The 19,352-nt window shown below is 54.7% G+C and carries 13 protein-coding genes; 7 read left to right on the forward strand and 6 right to left on the reverse strand.

The window, feature by feature from the left end:
- Window positions 1-101 precede the first annotated feature (101 nt).
- Window positions 102-1,577 (reverse strand): amino acid permease, encoded by a 1,476-nt coding sequence (locus tag RWL87_RS02610; RefSeq protein ID WP_313968796.1) that lies wholly within the window; start codon window positions 1,575-1,577, stop codon window positions 102-104.
- Window positions 1,578-2,027: 450 nt separating this feature from the next.
- Entirely contained in the window at window positions 2,028-3,482 is a 1,455-nt protein-coding gene (locus RWL87_RS02615; RefSeq protein WP_313968838.1) for an amino acid permease, read from the reverse strand.
- 514 nt (window positions 3,483-3,996) lie between these two features.
- Between RWL87_RS02615 and RWL87_RS02620 the strand changes: the two genes are divergently transcribed.
- Together RWL87_RS02620 and trmB are read left to right on the forward strand one after the other, a co-directional pair.
- Window positions 3,997-4,395 carry a hypothetical protein gene (locus tag RWL87_RS02620; protein ID WP_313968797.1) on the forward strand — a complete coding sequence of 133 codons (399 nt, stop codon included), beginning with the start codon at window positions 3,997-3,999 and terminating at the stop codon, window positions 4,393-4,395.
- 215 nt (window positions 4,396-4,610) lie between these two features.
- On the forward strand, window positions 4,611-5,417 hold the full coding sequence (gene trmB, locus RWL87_RS02625) for a tRNA (guanosine(46)-N7)-methyltransferase TrmB (protein WP_005508988.1): 807 nt from the start codon (window positions 4,611-4,613) through the stop codon (window positions 5,415-5,417).
- A 229-nt stretch (window positions 5,418-5,646) separates the two neighbouring features.
- On the opposite strand, the gene RWL87_RS02630 is transcribed toward trmB, so the two are convergent.
- From RWL87_RS02630 to dnaK, 4 genes are all read right to left on the reverse strand, one after another.
- Entirely contained in the window at window positions 5,647-6,117 is a 471-nt protein-coding gene (locus RWL87_RS02630) for a heat shock protein transcriptional repressor HspR (protein ID WP_313968798.1), read from the reverse strand.
- 4 nt (window positions 6,118-6,121) lie between these two features.
- Complete coding sequence (locus tag RWL87_RS02635) at window positions 6,122-7,099, reverse strand: DnaJ domain-containing protein (RefSeq protein ID WP_313968799.1); 978 nt, start codon at window positions 7,097-7,099, stop codon at window positions 6,122-6,124.
- Between the two features lie 297 nt (window positions 7,100-7,396).
- A complete protein-coding gene (locus RWL87_RS02640) occupies window positions 7,397-7,975 on the reverse strand; it encodes a nucleotide exchange factor GrpE (RefSeq protein WP_313968800.1) in 579 nt (192 codons plus the stop codon).
- Window positions 7,976-7,977: 2 nt separating this feature from the next.
- Complete coding sequence (gene dnaK / locus RWL87_RS02645) at window positions 7,978-9,810, reverse strand: molecular chaperone DnaK (protein ID WP_313968801.1); 1,833 nt, start codon at window positions 9,808-9,810, stop codon at window positions 7,978-7,980.
- 747 nt (window positions 9,811-10,557) lie between these two features.
- Between dnaK and RWL87_RS02650 the strand changes: the two genes are divergently transcribed.
- The 5 genes from RWL87_RS02650 (at window position 10,558) to RWL87_RS02670 (ending at window position 19,325) form a co-directional block, all read left to right on the forward strand.
- Entirely contained in the window at window positions 10,558-11,979 is a 1,422-nt protein-coding gene (locus RWL87_RS02650) for a pentapeptide repeat-containing protein (RefSeq protein ID WP_141755860.1), read from the forward strand.
- A 147-nt stretch (window positions 11,980-12,126) separates the two neighbouring features.
- Window positions 12,127-14,196, forward strand: a complete 2,070-nt coding sequence (locus RWL87_RS02655) for a pentapeptide repeat-containing protein (RefSeq protein ID WP_313968802.1) — start codon at window positions 12,127-12,129, stop codon at window positions 14,194-14,196.
- A 131-nt stretch (window positions 14,197-14,327) separates the two neighbouring features.
- Window positions 14,328-15,578: a pentapeptide repeat-containing protein gene (locus tag RWL87_RS02660; RefSeq protein ID WP_313968803.1), complete on the forward strand. Its 1,251-nt coding sequence runs from the start codon at window positions 14,328-14,330 to the stop codon at window positions 15,576-15,578.
- Between the two features lie 129 nt (window positions 15,579-15,707).
- On the forward strand, window positions 15,708-17,504 hold the full coding sequence (locus tag RWL87_RS02665; protein ID WP_313968804.1) for a pentapeptide repeat-containing protein: 1,797 nt from the start codon (window positions 15,708-15,710) through the stop codon (window positions 17,502-17,504).
- A 132-nt stretch (window positions 17,505-17,636) separates the two neighbouring features.
- Complete coding sequence (locus tag RWL87_RS02670) at window positions 17,637-19,325, forward strand: pentapeptide repeat-containing protein (protein WP_313968805.1); 1,689 nt, start codon at window positions 17,637-17,639, stop codon at window positions 19,323-19,325.
- The last annotated feature ends 27 nt before the right edge of the window (window positions 19,326-19,352 follow it).

A 19,352-nucleotide genomic window follows, 5' to 3' on the forward strand; every position in this document is an offset into this window, starting at 1 on the left:
AGCCCGCGTCCCCCGCTCCCTGAGAGGAGCAGGTGACGCGGGCTTTAAGCATGCGCTGATAGCCGATACCGAGATAGTCGGCATGGCTTAGCGTGGGGTGCTTAGCGTGCCGAGAAAATCTCGGACGCCTCCACAATCGCAATCTGCGCGGTGCGGGTCGAGATTGCTTCGTGGCGGCGTGCATCCGCACGGCGCTTGAAGAACCAACCAATACCCAGAATCGCGAACCAGACGGGCATCGCGAGCAGACCCCTGAGGGTTTCTTCATCCATGGCCAGCACACCGATGGTGAAGGCGAAGAACACCAACGACAGCCACGCGGAGAAACGGCCGCCGGGCAGACGGAACTTCGACTTCTCGTGACGCGAGGGGAACTTCTTGCGGTACATCAGGTAGCTGACCATAATCATCGCCCACGCAAAAATCACGAGTACCGCAGCCACGGTGGTGACCAGGTTGAACGCGCTAGAGATTGAGTCACCCGCGTAGAGCAGCACGATGGAGGACAGCAGCATCACGGCGGAGAGGAACAGCGCGTTACGCGGCACGCCGTTCTTAGAAATCTTGCCCAGGAACTGCGGGGCGCTGCGCTCGCGCGCCAGACCGAATGCCATACGCGAGGTGGAGAAGATACCGGAGTTCGCCGAGGAGGTTGCGCTGGTAATCACCACGAAGTTGATGATGTGCGCGGCAATGCCCAGGCCCGCCAGGGTGAACATGGCGACGAAGGGGCTCTTATCGGGGCTGACGAGGCGCCAGGGGGTCACCATCAGGATGGTGGCGAGCGCACCCACGTAGAAGACCATAATACGTACCGGCACGGCGTTGATTGCCCTGGGCAGGGTCTTTTCGGGGTCCTGGGTTTCAGCGGCGGTGGTACCAACCAGCTCGGAGCCCATGAACGCGAAGACGGCAATCTGGAATGCGCCGAGGAAGCCGATGAAGTGGTTCGGGAACATGCCACCGTCATTCCAGAGGTTTGCGACGGATGCCTGCGCGCCACTGGGTGAGGTGAAGCCGATAGCAACCATGGCGCCACCAACAATAATCAGGGCGACGATGGCGACAATCTTAATCATGGAGAACCAGAATTCGATTTCGCCGAAGTTCTTCACGGAGACCAGGTTCAGGGTCAGCAGAACGCCGATGACGGCGAGCGCCGGAATCCATGCCTGCAGGTCGGGCCACCACAGACGCAGGTAGCCAACAATTGCGATGATGTCCGCGACGGCGGTGACCACCCACATGAACCAGTAGGACCAGCCGAGGAAGAATCCGCCCATGGGGCCGACCAGGTCGGTGGTGAAGTCAGAGAAAGACTTGTACTTCAGGTTGGAGAGCAGAATCTCGCCCATAGCTCGCAGCACCAGGAAGATGACGGCGCCAATGAGCATGTACACGAAAATCACGGAGGGGCCCGCCAGGGAGATAGCGCGGCCGGAGCCCATGAACAGGCCGGTACCGATGGCACCGCCGATTGCGATGAGCTGGATGTGGCGGTTGCTGAGGCCACGATGCAGTCGCTCTCCCTGCTCGGGAGCTTTCGGATTCAGGGTGACGTTGTTCTGTTCAGTCACGACGTCCTCTTTTCAGCGGTTGTACCCCGTACCGCTTGTGCCACTACTGGAATAAGAATTACTAAACACAGCAGGCACAGTCACTGTATGTTTATGCGGCCATGCTTTGCGGGGTGTCCCCGGATTTCGGGGCGCGGCTGGGGCTCCATGCCAGCTACCGCGCGGTACTCGGAAGTGTCACACTATCGACTAACGCGAAGTTTTTCTGGGAGCTCTCACAGCTACTTGGATAGTTATTCTACAGGTGTTCAGGGTGCAAAAACAGGTTTTGACACGAAAAAGTGACTTATCTCTATTATTGAAATCACATCAAGAGATGCAGAAATGCCGCCTAGCACCCGATCAAGGGGCACGCGAAAGCCCCGCCTCCGCATCCTCAAAGAATGCAGAAACGGGGCTTACCAACAGCGCCGCATAAACACTACATAAACGCCGCAGAAAGAACAGAAACTACTTCTGACCAGCCTTGTCAGCAGCCAGCGCACGAGCACGCTTGGCAGCGTGGCGGCGGGTCAGGATCTCGTAGCCAATCGCCAGGGCGATGAACCAGACGGGGGTCAGCGCCAGACCGATTGCGGTGTCCGGGTACAGGCTCAGGGCGTAGACCATGACGGCGAAGAAGACCAGGCCAAACCAGCTCATGCCGATACCCCAGGGCATCTTGTACTGGGAGGCTTCGTGGCGCTCGGGGAACTTCTTGCGGTAGACCAGGTAGGCAATCAGAATCATGCTCCAGGTGAAGATACCCATCATCGACGCCACGGAGGTCACCACGGTAAACGCCTCCATGATGCCATTGCCGGCGTACAGCATGACCAGGCTGAACAGCAGCAGCACGGTGGTCAGGTACAGGGCGTTGGCGGGCACGCCGTTCTTGGTGAGCTTGCCCAGTGCGGAGGGTGCCGCACCGTCGTGCGCCAGACCGTAGACCATGCGGGAGGTGGAGAAGATACCGGAGTTCGCAGAGGATGCTGCGGAGGTCAGCACCACGAAGTTCACCAGCGAAGCGGCAACAGCAATGCCCGCCAGGGAGAACATGCCCACAAAGGGGCTCATGGACTTATCCAGCTTGTCCCAGGGGGTCACGGCGAGGATGGTCATCAGCGGCACAGCGTAGAAAAGCGCAATGCGGAAGGGCACAGCATTAATAGCCTTGGGCAGGGTACGTTCGGGGTGCTTGGTCTCAGCCACGGCGGTACCAACAAGCTCAGCACCCACGAAGGCGAAGAGAGCAATCTGGAAGGAACCCAGGAAGCCGGTCACACCCTGGGTGAAGATACCGCTACCGGAGGGGCCGGGGTGGTCCCACAGGTGGGTTACGGAGGCGGTAGTACCGTCGGGGCTGGTGAAGCTGAAGGCAACCATGAGCGCACCAACAATAATGAGGGCGACAATCGCGACGATTTTAATGACTGCGAACCAGAACTCGATCTCACCGAAGTTCTTTACCGAGGGCAGGTTCAGCAGCAACAGCGCCACAATGACGGTCAGCGCCGGAATGAATTTGGGCATGTCAGGTAGCCAGTATTGCACGTAGCCGGTAATCGCGATGACGTCCGCGATACCTGTGACGACCCAGAAGAACCAGTACGACCAGCCGACGAAGAAGCCGGCGCGCAGACCGAGAATGTCGGTAATGAAGTCGGTGAAGGACTTGTACTTGGGGTTGGAGAGCAGAATCTCGCCCATGGCGCGCAGAACAAAGTAGATGACGCTACCGATAATGGCGTACACCAAGACGATGGAGGGGCCGGTCAGGGCGATGGTCTTTGCTGAGCCGAGGAAAAGGCCGGTGCCGATGGCGCCGCCAATAGCGATCAGCTGGATGTGTCGGTAGCTTAGTCCACGCTGAAGCTTGGAGTGCTCAGCTTCGGAGTCCAGGCCGGTGACGGAGTTGTGCTGCATTGGCTGCTGTGTCACGTATTTCTCTTTCCTGCGTCGATTCGCCCTAAATTTCACTCGGGGGCGAGTCCGGGTGGTTGGTATTCGTGCATAATCCTGAACGGCGCGCCAGGAGGCGGTTCCCGCGCTTCCCGAGCCGGCGCGGTGCGCTTGGGCTTGTGGGCTCCGATTTTGCGGGGCTTCCGATTTCTTGCATCGCCGATAAAAGGTTATGCAGAGAATGCATAATTTCAAATTTTACCCCCTCATACCCACACAAGTACAAGGAATACAACATCACCAGATTTTTGAGACGGGGCGATTGAGACGGGGCGAGCCTGTGGCATCTCTCAGCCTCCACCCGAAACACGCCCCGCATCGCCCTTAGATCGCACCCCTTCTCTGCACGCTTCTCCCGGGTTTTCAAAAATATTTAGAAACTTTACACGTAAAACTTTACATAGCGAGAAACCGGGTCTAGAGTAGAAACCGTTCAACAAAACCTAACCAACCAACTACAGAACAGAAGGACACAACAATGGGCAAGTTCTCCAACGCAGCACTACGACTCACCGCTGGCGCACTCATCCTCGACGCAGGCGTCAAGAAGCTCAAGGCAGACGAAGGCACCTACGCCTTCCTGCAGCAGATGGCGGCAACCGGTGTTCCCGCAATCTCCAAGCTGGACGCAGCAACCTTCGGTAAGCTCATCTCCGGCGCAGAAACCGCACTCGGCGCAACCCTGCTGACCCCCTTCATCCCCGCACGTCTGGCGGGCGCAGGCCTGACCGTATTCGCGGCAAACCTGATGACCATGTACTTCCGCAACCCGGACATGCACGACGCAACCTTCCGTCCCACCCAGGACGGCCAGCAGCTCGCAAACAATATCGTGCTGCTCGGCGCGGGTCTGGCACTGCTGGGCTCCAAGAAGTAAGCCCCACACGCTAACTCACTCAGACGACCTCACGAAAGTGCGGCGGGAACAGTATTCGTTCCCGCCGCACTTTTGTCTGCACACTAAATTTCTGTGTTTCTCAGACCGGCATACGCCCGGCTAGTTCAGCATCAAGCCCGGCTAGTTCAGCGTCACGCCAGCCCCGCGCGCCGCGAAACCGCACGGTGCAGCGGCGCTACGCTATTCTTTTAGGTATGTCTACTGAGAACACGCAGCCTAGCCAGGCACCCGAATCCACCGAAGAAAAGGCCAAGAAGCCGGTTCCCGAGGAATTCTTCCGCCAGCCCTACTCCTTCGTCCGCCGCGGCGACCGCCTCACCGCGCGCCGCCAGAAGGCGTGGGACACCTACTCCCCCACCCACGTGCTGGACATCCCGCGTCTGCGCACCGACACCTCCGTCGCACCCGAGGCGACCTTCGACCCGGTCAAGATTTACGGCCGTGAGGCGTACCAGGTCGTAGAGATCGGTTCCGGTCTGGGCGAGGCGATTGTGCACCGCGCAGCTGAGGTGCCCGAGGCGAACTTCCTCGCCGTTGAGGTGTACACCCCCGGCATCGCGGACCTGCTGCTGAAGATGGGCAACGCCGGCGTGGAGAACGTGCGTGTGGCTCAGGCGAACGCACCCGAGCTGCTCGACAACATGCTTGAGGAGAACTCCGTGGACGAGCTGTGGGTGTTCTTCCCGGACCCCTGGCACAAGTCCCGCCACCACAAGCGCCGCCTGGTGTCCCCGGCGTTCGCTGATAAGGTTGCGCGCGTGCTTAAGCCCGGCGGCATTTGGCGTCTGGCGACTGACTGGGAGGAGTACGCCCTGGTCATGCGTGAGGTTCTGGAGGCGCACCCCGACTTTGAGAACGTGAACCCCGGCGCCGGTGCGACCGAGGAGGATCCGCTGGGTGGTTGGGCTCCGCGTTGGGAGGGTCGTACCCTCACCAGCTTTGAGCGTAAGGCTCAGGAGGCGGGCCGCCGCGCGCACGACCTGACCTACCGCCGCAAGTAAGCGAGGCAGCGCTAGTACGCGACTTATACGTTAAGGAGGTGAGGCTCCCCGGTCATTCGGGGAGCCTCACCTCCTTGTGTGTGGGTCCAAGTGCATGCGGGGCGGGGGTCTACCCTCCCTCACGCGTCGTATGACACTAAGACGCACAAGTCTCTATGGGCGGCTAAATGAACTAGAAGCGAGCTAGAACAGCCGAACCGTTTATCCAAGTGTAGCCGGTTTTGCCGGTTTAGCGCGGCTTGCGGTAGAGCACCACCGCCGAGGAACGCTGACGCGCCGCCGGGCGGGTACCGCGGGCAATATGCACCACGTCACCACTGGTACCGGCAGCAAACACGCGCTCCGCCATACCCAGCTTCACCTTCGCATCCTCAACCTGACGCTGCAGCGCCGCAATCTGCTCCTGCTGCTCCTCCACGAGGGACTGCAGCTCAATGATGCGGCGAATACCCTCCAGGGAGACGCCCTCCTGCGAGAGCTGCTGAATCTGCTGCAGACGGTTCACGTCACGTTGCGAGTAGCGGCGCGCCTTACCGGGCGCACGCGACGGCTGAACCAGGCCGATACGGTCGTACTGGCGCAGGGTCTGCGGGTGCATGCCCGCCAGCTCAGCCGCTACAGAAATCACGAAAACCGGCAGGTCCACGCTGTGCAGCGGCTTGCCGCTACGAGACTTGGAAGATGATTCTCGAGATGCCATTGGTTTACTTCGCCTTCTTCAACAGATCCTTACGGGGGTTCTCCTGGGGTGCCAGCTTCACGAACTTGTCGAATGCTTCCTGCGCTTCTGCGCTCAGCTCGGTGGGCAGTACGATTTCGGGGATGACCATCAGGTCGCCGTCGCCGCCCTTTGCTTTGAAGCCGCGGCCCTTGGCGCGCAGTCGGCGGCCGACCTGGCCGGGTGCCAGGCGCAGCTTCACGGTGGATGCGTCAGGCAGGGGCACCTCGATGACGGCGCCGTCGACAGCCTCGGCGAGGGTGACGGGAGCGCGCATAATCAGGTTGTTGCCTTCGCGGGAGTACACGGAGTCATCGGAGACGCGCACGGTGACCTTCAGGTCGCCGCCGTGCAGACCCTTGCCGCGCAGGCGCACCTTCTGACCGTCCTTAATGCCGGCGGGAATGCGCGCCTCGGTGTGGGAGCCGTCCGGCAGGAACACGGTCACGGTCGCGCCGGTATATGCCTGGGCGAGGCTGATGCGGGTGCTGGTGGTGCTTTCCTCGGGGGCCGCGTGCTGTGCGCCGCCGAAGCCACCGCCACCCATGCCGCCGAAGTCGGCGCTGGTGAAGCCTGCGGAGCGTCGGGAGCCGCCCGCGCCGCCACCGAAGAGGCCGCCGAGCAGGTCGTCAATGTTGATGCCCGCGCCGCCGTTGCTGAAGCCGCCGAATGCGTCCGCGCCGGGGTAGCCGGTGTAGCTGCCACCGCCGAAGCCGCCCATGCCTGCGGCACCGTAGCGGCGGATCTGGTCGTACTCTTCGCGCTGCTTCTTGTCGGAGAGCACGTCGTATGCTTCCGAGATTTCCTTGAACTTCTTCTCTGCTGCGGCGTCGCCGGGGTTCAGGTCCGGGTGGTACTTGCGGGAGAGCTTGCGGTACGCCTTCTTGATGTCGTTTTCGCTTGCGTCTTCGCTGACACCCAGTGCCTTGTAGAAGTCGTCAGTTATCCAGTTTTCGCTTGCCATATGTTTGTTTCTCCTCTCGCGGTGATGCGCCGCCCTCCTCGGTTACGGGACGGCTAGCAGGGCACCACGTCTTGTCTTAATGCTCTATATAAAAGTTTAGTCTACTTGACTCAATTTTGGAAGGGGCTAGGCCAAAAAATAGCGCCCCTACAAGCCTCTTGACCGCCGCCACAGCTCACCGAAACCCGCGCTAACACTGGGCATAGTAGCCCAGGCAAGCAACAGGGCGGGCACTCCCCCCACCAGGGAGAGCACCCGCCCGTCGTTAGTTATTCAGCCATTGCTGAGCCGACCACCTTACGGTGCGACAGCCACAGCCACCTGAGCGGTACGAACCACGCGGTCGTTCACGCGGTAGCCGTAACGCAGAACCATGGAGACATAATCCTCAGCCACCTCGTCGGTGGGCTGCTGCAGTACAGCTTCGTGGATGTTCGGGTCGAAGGCGTCGCCTACTTCACCGAAACGCTCCACGCCCTGCTTGCCGAGCAGCTCTTCGAGCTTGGTAGCGATGGAGGCGAAGGGGCCGTCCTGCAGGTCGCCGTGCTTGCGTGCGGCGTCGATGTCGTCGAGCACCGGCAGCAGCGCGGTCACCAGTTCACTGGTTACGAAGCCTCGCAGCTGCTCTTTTTCGCGAGCGGTGCGGTTCTTGAAGTTAGTGAACTCTGCCTGCAGGCGAAGCAGGGAGTCTAGGCGCTCCGCGGCGAGTGCCGCATCCGCAGATTCTGCTTCTACGGCGTCCTGGAGCTCAGCCTCGACGGCTTCCGCAGCTTCCTCGGGGCTTTCGACCGATTCAGCTTCGGGGTGGCCTTCCGCTGCGGGGGCGTTGAATGCCTCCTCCAGCGGGTCGGGGGTGATGTTTTCCTGCTCAGCCATGATTACTTCTTCTCGTCTTCGTCGATAACCTCGGCGTCGACAACGTCCTCGTCAGCGGCGGGCTTGGACTCGGATGCCTCAGCCTGTGCTGCTGCGTAGAGTGCCTCGCCCAGCTTGGATCGGGATGCCTGCAGCTTCTCGAATGCGGACTTCACTGCTGCGTCGTCGTCGCCCTCGAGTGCCTTCTTCAGCTCGTCGACATCGCCCTGGACCTCGGTCTTGACGTTCTCGGGCAGCTTGTCGCCGTTCTCCTTCAGGAGCTTCTCAGTGGTGTATGCGACGGACTCGGCTTCGTTGCGGGTGTCAGCAGCCTCGCGGCGTGCCTTGTCCTGCTCTGCGTGTGCCTCTGCGTCCTTGACCATGCGGTCGATGTCGTCCTTGGAGAGGGAGGTACCGCCGGTGATGGTCATGGACTGCTCAACGCCGGTGCCCTTGTCCTTTGCGGAGACGTGGACGATGCCGTTTGCGTCGATGTCGAAGGTGACCTCAATCTGGGGCACGCCACGGGGTGCGGGGGCGATGCCGGTCAGCTCGAAGGTACCCAGGTTCTTGTTGTCGCGAGTGAACTCACGCTCACCCTGGAAGACCTGAATGGTCACGGAGGGCTGGTTGTCTTCTGCGGTGGTGAAGGTCTCGGAACGCTTGGTCGGGATTGCGGTGTTGCGCTCGATCAGCTTGGTCATCACGCCGCCCTTGGTCTCGATACCGAGGGAGAGGGGGGTGACGTCGATCAGCAGAACGTCCTTGCGGTCGCCCTTCAGAACGCCTGCCTGCAGTGCTGCACCCATTGCCACAACCTCGTCGGGGTTCACGCCCTTGTTGGGCTCGCGGCCGGTGAGCTCCTTGACGAGCTCAGCGACGGCGGGCATACGGGTGGAGCCACCGACCAGGATGACCTCAGAAATCTCGGAGATGGACACGCCAGCTTCCTTGATTACGTCGAGCACGGGCTTCTTGGTGCGCTCGAGCAGGTCGCGGGTCAGTTCCTCGAACTTTGCGCGGGTCAGCTTCTCATCCAGGTGGATGGGGCCCTCGGGGGTCACGGACAGGTACTGCAGGGAGATGTTGGTGCTAGAAGCGCTGGACAGCTCCTTCTTAGCCTGCTCAGCTGCCTCCTGCAGACGCTGCAGAGCGATCTTGTCCTTGGACAGGTCTGCGCCGGTGTTTGCCTTCACCTGTGCGAGCAGCCACTCAACGATGCGCTGGTCCCAGTCGTCACCACCGAGGCGGTTGTCACCGCTGGTTGCGCGAACCTGGATGGTGGAGAAGCCGTCGTCGTCCTTGCCGACTTCCAGCAGGGAGACGTCGAAGGTACCGCCACCGAGGTCGAAGACCAGGATGAGCTCGTCTTCCTTACCCTTGTCCAGGCCGTATGCCAGTGCTGCGGCGGTGGGCTCGTTGACGATACGCAGGACGTTCAGGCCTGCGATCTCGCCGGCTTCCTTGGTTGCCTGACGCTCAGCGTCGTTAAAGTATGCGGGAACGGTAATGACGGCGTCGGTGACCTTGTCGTTCAGGAATGCCTCTGCGTCACCCTTCAGCTTCATGAGGATACGAGCGGAGATTTCCTGCGGGGTGTACTTCTTGCCGTCGATCTCGGTGGTCCAGTCGGTGCCCATGTGGCGCTTGACGGAGGAGATGGTGCGGTCGACGTTGGTCACTGCCTGACGCTTTGCGACGCTACCGACCAGAACCTCGCCGTCCTTGGAGAATGCGACGACGGAGGGGGTGGTGCGGGTGCCCTCTGCGTTAGCGATGACGACCGGGTCGCCACCTTCCAGTGCTGCTACGACCGAGTTGGTGGTACCGAGGTCAATACCTACTGCACGTGCCATATGTTTATTCACTCCTTATGTGTTAGTGCCCCGCTTCTTCTAACGCGAGGCGGGATAGTTTGAAAGTTGTGGAGGCGGTCGGTGCTGCGCGTGCCGCCCCGTGTGGGGTGGTCTGCGCGGCTTCCTTGAGCCTCATGTACTCAAGTATGCACCCTCTCAGAGGGCGTGTCAATAGGGTTGAGCGAACTTTACTCAACTTTTTTTCGTGGAGGCGTGTGAGGGGCGGGTTTTTCGGGGTTCCGGAGGGGTGTTTTGCGGCTGATTTTGGGGTGGCGGCGCGGCGCGGATGGGCGGTTTTACCGCGGAATTCCGCGGTTTTTAGTCTGGGTGAGGGCGCGGCGCGGCGATTCAGCGCACGGCGGACTGTGCCGGGGTGGTTGGGCGAAAAAATTTTTAAAAAAGGGGCGGAAAACTGAAAATTGGGGTATGAGAGGCACCAAGAGACTCCTATATAGGAGGTGCGGAGCGATTTTTGAGCCAGGAAGCTAGACCTCTAGCAGCGTTGCTAGAGGTACGCTTCGTGCAGGTACCCCAACTACGAGCGCCCGCCGTGAGGCATTCAGAGCGAGATATCAAAGAATCACTCCTATATATGGAGAACCAATCTGCAAACTCTTTCGCTCTCCCGACGAGGGCATCTCCGCTTGTCCGACCCGTAATTCTCTAACCTTCACCTGTGGCTTGAGGCTACCCACCTGCCGTATGCTGGTTACGCCCCCATCCTCTCGAAGCAGACAGGAGACTCCGATGCAAGAGCAAAGTAGCCCCGCGCATACTGGCAGTCGTGGACTTACCAGTGCACCCACAAGCAGAACCTCCAAATATAAATCAATGAAAATACCGGGTTGGATTTTTGCCATCGCTCTAATCCTCCATGGCCTAATATCAATATTTCAAAATTCACTAAAAAATGCACCATTTCCATTTGAATATGAATTCTTAAACATATTAACATTCTCCATCCTTTCGGTAATTTTTATAATATATATGCTAATTCTCTGGAATAATTCAAAATCAAAATCTGAAAATTTTATAGAATACCTGCTTAAAGATTTAAAATATCTTACTTTCCCAGCGGGATTCATTTTTGCCTCATTATCGATACTGAATCTAAAATTTATTAATGATTATGTCGGGTTTATCTCTGCATCTCTCGGAATCTTCGGAGTCATGCAGAAACCATCAAATAACCACATATCCATTGTCCAGAACATCTCTTCTGACGCCCAATCTCAGCGCCATGAACGAACCAGGCTTCTTGTGGATAATTTAAGAAGCGAAAATTATTATTCAAAAATTAACGCCATCCACGGCCTTGCATCTATTGCAGACGAGTGGCTCAGTGACTCCGATATCCCCGAAGAGCAGGCTCACAAAAATGGGCAAAATATTATAAATATTTTATGCGAGTATGTTCGTTCACCTTTCCCTTTGGCGCAAAAAGCAATAATTCTCAGCACTGACACACCTCCTACTGACTACGCAGGAGACTTCTTCACAGACCAGGCAACCTTTCGCGAAGAACAGGAAGTACGCCGAAGCATTTTTGATGAGATAAGCGTCCGTCTTCACCCCCTTGATGAGAAAGAAAAACGAGATTACACATCATGGCATGTGTTTGAATTTAACTTTAGTAAATCAACCATTTTCTACCCTCTTAACAGGCTAAGGTTTTTCAATCCAAATTTTCGCAATTCAAAATTTTTTGGGCTAGCAGATTTTAGTTTTTCAGACTTCCAAGGAATTCCAATATTTGCAGATACTCATTATTTTGGAGACGCTTCCTTCTCATGCGCATACTTCCAGGGGACAGCTCTTTTCAGTGATTCGTGTTTTGAAAAAGAATTAAATTTTCAGGCAACGACGCTTAAGGCAGGCGCAATATTCGAAAGTTCAATTTTCAAAGGATCCACTATAATCACGCCAGTTCTACAAGATGGCCAAGTTTTCTTTGAAGGCGCTATTTTCAATTGTTCCTCCGTGCATAATTTTCTTAATTTAAACCATCCTGATATGTCCAAAATAGATGTCAAATCTGTAACTCTCGTGGGTAAAAGAAGATACAAACGGTTTGAGGCGAAGATTCCTGTGAATTCCCGTCTTTACGATCCTGATTCATGGGATGAGAAAAAACAGGAATATACCCGAGTCAGCAACCCTGCAGAGTAACACCAAATATTGGCCTTATAAAGAAGAAGCCCCGTCTGCACATATCGTGCAGGCGGGGCCTCTCTTTGCCCAGCGCGAGCGCGCAAGGGTGGGGCTCTCCCCTATGCTGGATATAAGCCAGCACCGGAGCAGGAAGGGCACACCGCCATGAACCTCAACAAACTCTTAACTGCGCTACGGCAACGCAAAAACACCTCGGCCCACATCCAGCAGAGGCAGGCCAGGCGGCGCAAACGCTACACGCACGCTCTCGAACAATTCCTCGACGGACAACCCGCCGTACGCCTCGGCGCGGTATTCACGCTCGTAAACCTCGCGGACGGATGGCTCACTGACACCTCCCTCCCCACGCAAGTACGCCGCGAAGAAGCCCAGACCATTATCGACGCGCTGACCGGATGCATCCGCACGCCCTACCCCCTCGCACAAAAACGGCAGACCCTAGAAGCAGACGAAGCCCCCGAAGGGTACGAAGGTGACTTTACGCACGAGCAGGAGGCGCTCCGCGAAGAGCAGCTAGTGCGCCGCACGGTCTTCATGGAGTTCAGCCGCCGCCTCGGCGCCGTCGCCGAGAACAACAAGACTGGCAACGAGGAAAACCAGCACGCTGTACCGCCAATATCGCCGACATGGGCTGATCTGTGCTTCGACTTTGGCGGCGCACCCATCTTCTACCCGCTACAACAGCTGCACTTTCAGAACGCTGACTTCGCCTCCGCAACCTTCTACGGCCCGGCAGATTTCAGCGGCGCAACCTTCCACGGTGACACCAGCTTCTCCGCGGCACAGTTCACCGCTGACGCATCCTTCAACAGCGCGAACTTCAACGACTGGGTGGGCTTCAGCGCCGCACACTTCGCGGGCGCGGCAGAGTTCAGCGGGGCACGCTTTGCAGACGCGGCAAGCTTCGCGACCGTAACCTTCACCGGCGAGGCTGACTTCTCAGACGCGGTCTTCTCGGCTGCGGCTGACTTCGCGGTATCCGCCTTCAAATCCGATGCCAACTTCTCGCGCTTGAACACCGCAGGCATAGCCAGCTTCGCGGCGGTCACCTTCGACGGAAAGGCAGTATTCACCGCCTCCACGTTCCACGATGAAGCGCACTTCGCCGCGTCGGTCTTCAACCGTCCGGCGGTGTTCTCCAAGTCGCTGTTCGGCGGGGTCGCGCGCTTTGCCGGTGTAGTCACCAAGCAGTCCGCAATGTTCAGCAACGTACGCTTTGCGAGCGCGGCGGACTTTAGCGGGGCGTCCTTCACGCAGTACGAGGATTTTGGTGGGGCGCGATTCGACGGCGACGCCACGTTCAGCCGGTCGTCATTTATTGCGCTGCCGAGAACCAGCTATGAGATGGATTTCCCGCAGTACGCGAACTTCGGTAACGCGATCTTCACGCAGGATGCCGACTTTAGCAAGGCGACATTCACGGCGTGTGTCGGCTTCGGTGGGGTGACGTTCGCGCGGGCGGTGAGCTTCAACGGGGCGAGCTTTGAGGGCGCCTACTTCGCGAATGCAACGTTCGGTCGGGACGCGGACTTTACCTGTTCGACGTTCAACCATAGTGCGAGCTTCGACAATGCAACCTTCAACGCTAATGCGGAGTTCCACGAGGCTTCTTTTAGAGGGCACGCGGACTTCCACGACGCGGCGTTTGCGGCAGATATTCGGTTTAGTGACGCAGCCTTTAGTGGAAACGCGGGGTTCTGCAGGGCGTCTTTCGGCGGTAATGCGAGCTTCTTCAGGACGGATTTTACGGGGGCTACAGAGTTCCGTGAGGCGGTCTTTGAGGGGTATGCCGGGTTCAGCACGGCGGCTTTCAGCACTGATGCCAACTTCAGCGGAGTTGTATTTGAGCAGCTTGCTTGGTTCGCTGATGCGGTCTTCGAGGCAGGCACGGAGTTCGCTGGGGCAACCTTTATGGGCGTTGCAGATTTCTGCAATGTGTCTTTCGTGAAGAGCCCGCCGCTCTTCGCAGCTGAAAATGCTGACTCGGGTGAAATGTGCCGGGCACGGTTCGCTGTGTTGCCTGCCGGTTCGGATTCTGCCGGTCAGGAGGCGCATAACTTCGCGGTTTACGAGGGCAGCCAGCCTATTCCGCTGGGCACAGCTGTTCTGAACGGCGTGGGCTACCGTATCCCGGTCGGGGCGGTGCTCTTCAATCTGGCGTCTTGGGATGCACGGCAGAAGGAGTACACGCGCATGAGTGAGCCTGCGCAGTAATTACACGAAGGCCCCGCCGCATTGAATATGTGGCGGGGCCTCTGTGTATGACCGATAGAAGCACAGGTCAGACAATTTTGCACTATGCTGAGAGGTAACTCTATTCCTTTCACCGAAGATAGGAGATTGTCTTGACGAACAAAGATAACTCACCCAAGAGAATTCGTTTCTATAACAGCCTTTTTTTCTGGGTACTTGTAGTCCTTGGAACGTTAGGAGGGCTTCTAGCTCTCACAGTTCCTTTGTGGAAGTCCTGGACTTGCGTTCCGTTCCTCGGTTCACTTATCCCCGCAGATTCGAAGGATTACCCGGAACCGAGAATAATTGCGGATCTTCGTCTACACGTTCTCTACATAACTGGTGGTATCATCGCCATCTTGACTCTTCTACAGACTGATTGGAAGAACCAGGTTGACCGTCGCAAGGTCGAGGATGACATCCAGAAGAATAAGAATGACCACATCCGCCAGGTACACGCAGAACGCCGCAGCCGCTACACAATCGCAGTTGGACAGTTATCTGATGAGAAAGCAACCGTTCGCTTGGGAGGTGTCTACACGCTTGTTGGACTTGTCGATGAGTGGGTTGCTGACAATACCCTCGACCCAAAAGAACAACAAAAAGAGGGGCAAATTATTATCAATAACCTTTGCGCCTATATTCGTTCACCCTTCTCTCTTGCAGAAAAGCGTGAGCTCCTCGAATCTAAAAAACGCCCAAGAAGGTTTAAAGGCGACTTTATTGCTGATTCTTTAAAGCTTCGCGAAGAGCAGAATCTTCGGGTAACAATTTTCAGAGAAATGAGTGTCCGAGTCGCCAATAATATCAAAGAAGAAAATTCCACGTCAGAAATCTGGCGCAAATTTGTTTTTAATTTTAGTGAGTCACAGATATTTTACCCGCTCCTCAATATGAGTTTTCACAACGCCTCTTTTTTTAAATCCGACTTCTATGGTGATGCCGATTTTTCTATGTCAATTTTCTACAACTCTGTAAACTTTAGTTACTCACACTTTCACGGAAGGGTTATATTTTTAGAATCGCAATTCCTCGATAAATCAAGATTTATCGATGTAACCCTCGACAAAGAACCAGTATTTCACATTAAGAGGGCAAACACTTCCCCCAAACCAAAAACACCAAATGAATACATATATATGTCCACTTTCTTTAGCTATAATTCATCGCACATATTCAGTGTAGAGAATTCCAGTCGATTCAATTTTAATATAGGGAAAGCCTGCATGCCATTAAACAACAAAGACCATAGGGCCGCACGCAAGGAGTTGAATATACCCGTAGGATCTTGCCTTATTGACCCAGAATCTGATTGGGATGAAAAAACGCAAAGATACACTTACACTAGCCTACCAGCCAAATAGTTCACTCTATAATATTAATTACATTACCCCCAATACTAACAAATTAGCAATATTATCTAATAAAATATTAAAAATAAAACATATTAATACGGCAACAATTCTTGATCCCATAACATAGGAGATAAATACATGCTTCTTGATGCTAGCAATGCCTGGATATGGCTACTAGGATGCATTATCCTAGTTGCATTATTCCTAGCTCTTTCTCATACCCCCTGTGCAAAGCAGAAAGTACCAGTCTTCTACAGCTGGATTGGGGCAATTGCGGCCTTCGGTGGTGCCCTAGCTATCATTCTTCCAGTTGCGCTTAATTCAGGTTTCGGCCCGATGGATGATGGTCGAGTCCTTCGCCAACTTATCCTCTATACCACAGGCGGTGTTCTTGGTGTTGTCACTCTTGGCGAGACTCACAGAAAGAACAACATTGAAAAGGAGAAGAATAAAAATGACCACATCCGCCAGGTACATGCAGAACGTCGCAGCCGCTATGCTAAGGCCGTTGAGCAATTAGCTGATGAGAAAGCAACCCTCCGCCTGGGTGGTATCTATACTCTCATTGGCCTTATCGACGAGTGGATAGCTGACTCTGATATGACTGAATTTCAGAAGCAAAAAGAAGGGCAAGTCATTATTAACAGCCTTTGCACCTATATCCGTTCACCTTTTCCGCTTGCACGTAAGCGAACTACCCTTGAGTCCTTTGCCTCACCAAAAGATTATGAAGGAGATTTTGAACAAGATAGAACAAAGTTGCGCGATGAACGCGAAATTCGCCGCGCATTTTTCGAAGAGATTAGCAATCGCTTAAAAACCATCAATAAAGATTATGAATTCAAAATTTGGAATTCTTTCACACTCAACCTTAGTGGATCAGATATATTTTATCCACTTAATCGTACAACATTCCCTAAGGTCAATTTTTGCTATTCTAATTTTTATGGATACGCCAACTTTGCAGAATCTATATTTAATCTTGAAGTAGATTTTTCAAATTCCAGGTTTGAGGGAGCAGTAGATTTCTCCAACACACATTTTAAAAACAACTCAAAATTTTCCGGATCCACCTTCATTCAACAGGTAAGGTTTATCGGCACTCATTTTTACAAGACCAGTAAGTTTACGCTCTCCAAAGTTGAAGAGATGAGTAATTCTATAGAATGGATACTACAGGGGCCAGGAGCTGAAGTCAGAACAACTTTTGTAGGAGATGCAGATTTTTCTAAATCGACTTTTGATGGAGCGTCTGATTTTTCGGGATCACATTTCATGAAGAAAGTAAACTTCAGCTCCGCAACATTTACAGATGTGACCTTTAGAGAGGCAATTTTTAGAGGTGGGTCTCTATTCCATAAATCTACCTTTAATAAAAAAGTCTCATTTTATAAATCAACATTTGTCAATATGGCAGATTTTTTAAATGCACATTTTATAAAAGGGGTGAGTTTTGAAAAATCGGAGTTTGGGTTCCCAAATGAACCCGATGTAAATTTCAAATTTGATGCCTCATACTTTGGCGGAAATTCAGAATTTGACGGCTGCCTTTTCCATGGTGGAGCTATTTTCTATGGAGCAACATTTACAAATATAACGAGCTTTCACAAAGCACGTTTTTTCAATGAAGTTGATTTTTATAACGCTAAAGCTACATCTCAGCGCAATACCAAGAAGGACATGACGAGTGATGCAAAGATACTATTTTCACAAGCTTCTTTTCGGTACCCCGCCATACACGATTTCAAGGTTGCTAAAGACAGCCCAACTCTCATTGATATGGGAGTTGTAGATTTCACTCTCTTTGATGGCACAACCATTCTTCGCTCTATCCCAGTTGGTTCTTACCTCTTTGAGTTCAGTCCGCCGGACGAAGAGAACAAGAGAGACATCAATGTGAGTGACTCTTCAGAACCAGCTGAAGGTTCTGAATAATTTGTGTATCAAGGCCCCGCCAGCCCCACGCTGGCGGGGCCTTCGCTTATGGCCTATGGAAGTCTCTGCCAGGTAGCTTGTGCACTATGCTGAAAGGTGACCGTTCCTCTCAAAGGAGATAGAGATAGGGATATGACTAAACCGATTAAAGATTCCCAAAAGCCCCAACGGGAGCCCAGCTGGTGGAGTAAGTACTGGTTTTATACAGTCCTCATTGTGTTAGCCGTGGTTGGGGTTCCCATCGCTTTTTTCGTTCCCCCGCTAATCCCTGGGCTCATCAATGATGGCAATAGCATTGTGTCCGTTCGTCAGGGTATCCTCGCAGTTTTAGCAGGAGCCCTCACTATGCTCACGCTCTCGGAAACCCACCGCAAAAATACTCAGGAGAAGAACAAGAACGAACGCGACCATATCCGCCAGGTTCATGCAGAGCGCCGTAGTCGTTACACCAAAGCGGTCGAGCAGCTAGCTAACGAGAAAGCGGCTGTCCGCTTGGGCGGTATCTATACCCTCGTGGGTTTGGTCGATGAGTGGCTTGCAGACGATAGCCTCGCCGAAGATAAACAGCAGGAAGAAGGGCAGGTTATTATCAATAATCTCTGCTCTTACATTCGTTCGCCTTTCCCCTTGGCAGAGGAAATTGAAGAATACGAAGCCCGCAAAGCACTAGAAAATCTCCAGAAAACAGAATCCGAGAAACTCAGCGAAGGAAAGTCTTCACGACTCCAGGTCCTGCTTAAGCGTTTCGAAGATTCTGATGAATACGAAAAACCTGAAGACATCACCGCAGACTATGCAAAGTTCCACGAAGAACAGGACGTACGCCGCACTATCTTCGTCGAGATGAGCAAGCGCAGTAGTATCTTCACCAAGAATGATAAGGGTGCAATAATAGAAACCGTTCCAGGAATCTGGAGTGACTTTGATTTCGATTTCAGCCGAGCTCCCATTTTCTATCCTCTCAACGCCGTCACGATTGAGAAAGGTAATTTTTCTTCTGCCAAGTTCTACAGCAACGCAGACTTCAGCGGGACCACCTTCACCCAAACCGCGAACTTCAGCTGGGCGACCTTCACCCAAAACGCGAACTTCCGCAGGGCGACCTTCACCCAAAACGCAGACTTCAGTGAGGCGACCTTCACCCAAAACGCACACTTCGGCAGGGTGACCTTCACCCAAACCGCGAACTTCAGCGGGGCGACCTTCACCCAAGACGCATACTTCAGCGGGGCGACCTTCCCCCAAACCGCAGACTTCAGCAGGGCGAAATTCACCCAAAACGCGCGCTTCAGCTGGGCGAAATTCACCCAAAACGCGCGCTTCAGCGAGGCGACCTTCACCCAGACCGCGTACTTCCACCAGGTAAAATTCACCGAAACCGCAGACTTCAGTAAGGCGACCTTCACCCAAAACGCGTACTTCAGCTGGGTGACCTTCACCCAAAACGCAGACTTCAGTAAGGCGACCTTCGCCCAAACCGCGCACTTCACCAGGGCGATCTTCACCCAAACCGCGGACTTCGGCGAAGCAACGTTTAAAGAGATCTCGCCAAAATTTGTGGATAATAACGAAGGTTCTGATATAACATTCAGAGCACGATTTGCTGTACTGTCGGATAATCAAGGAGAACACGAATTCACAGTTCGTGAGGGTAGTAAACTTATTGAGCCTGGAAAGGCTACGCTTCGTGGTAAACCGTTTATTATCCCGGTTGGCACGGTGCTCTTCGACTGGGATGATGAGCTACAGGGCTACATCACTAGTGCGCCTGCAGAGCCGCTAGATAACTCCAGCACTGGAGAAGAAAACATAACCGAATAGCATTCACCTCTAAAAGGCTCCGCCGAC

The organism is uncultured Rothia sp. (assembly GCF_963555405.1).
Taxonomy (GTDB): domain Bacteria; phylum Actinomycetota; class Actinomycetes; order Actinomycetales; family Micrococcaceae; genus Rothia.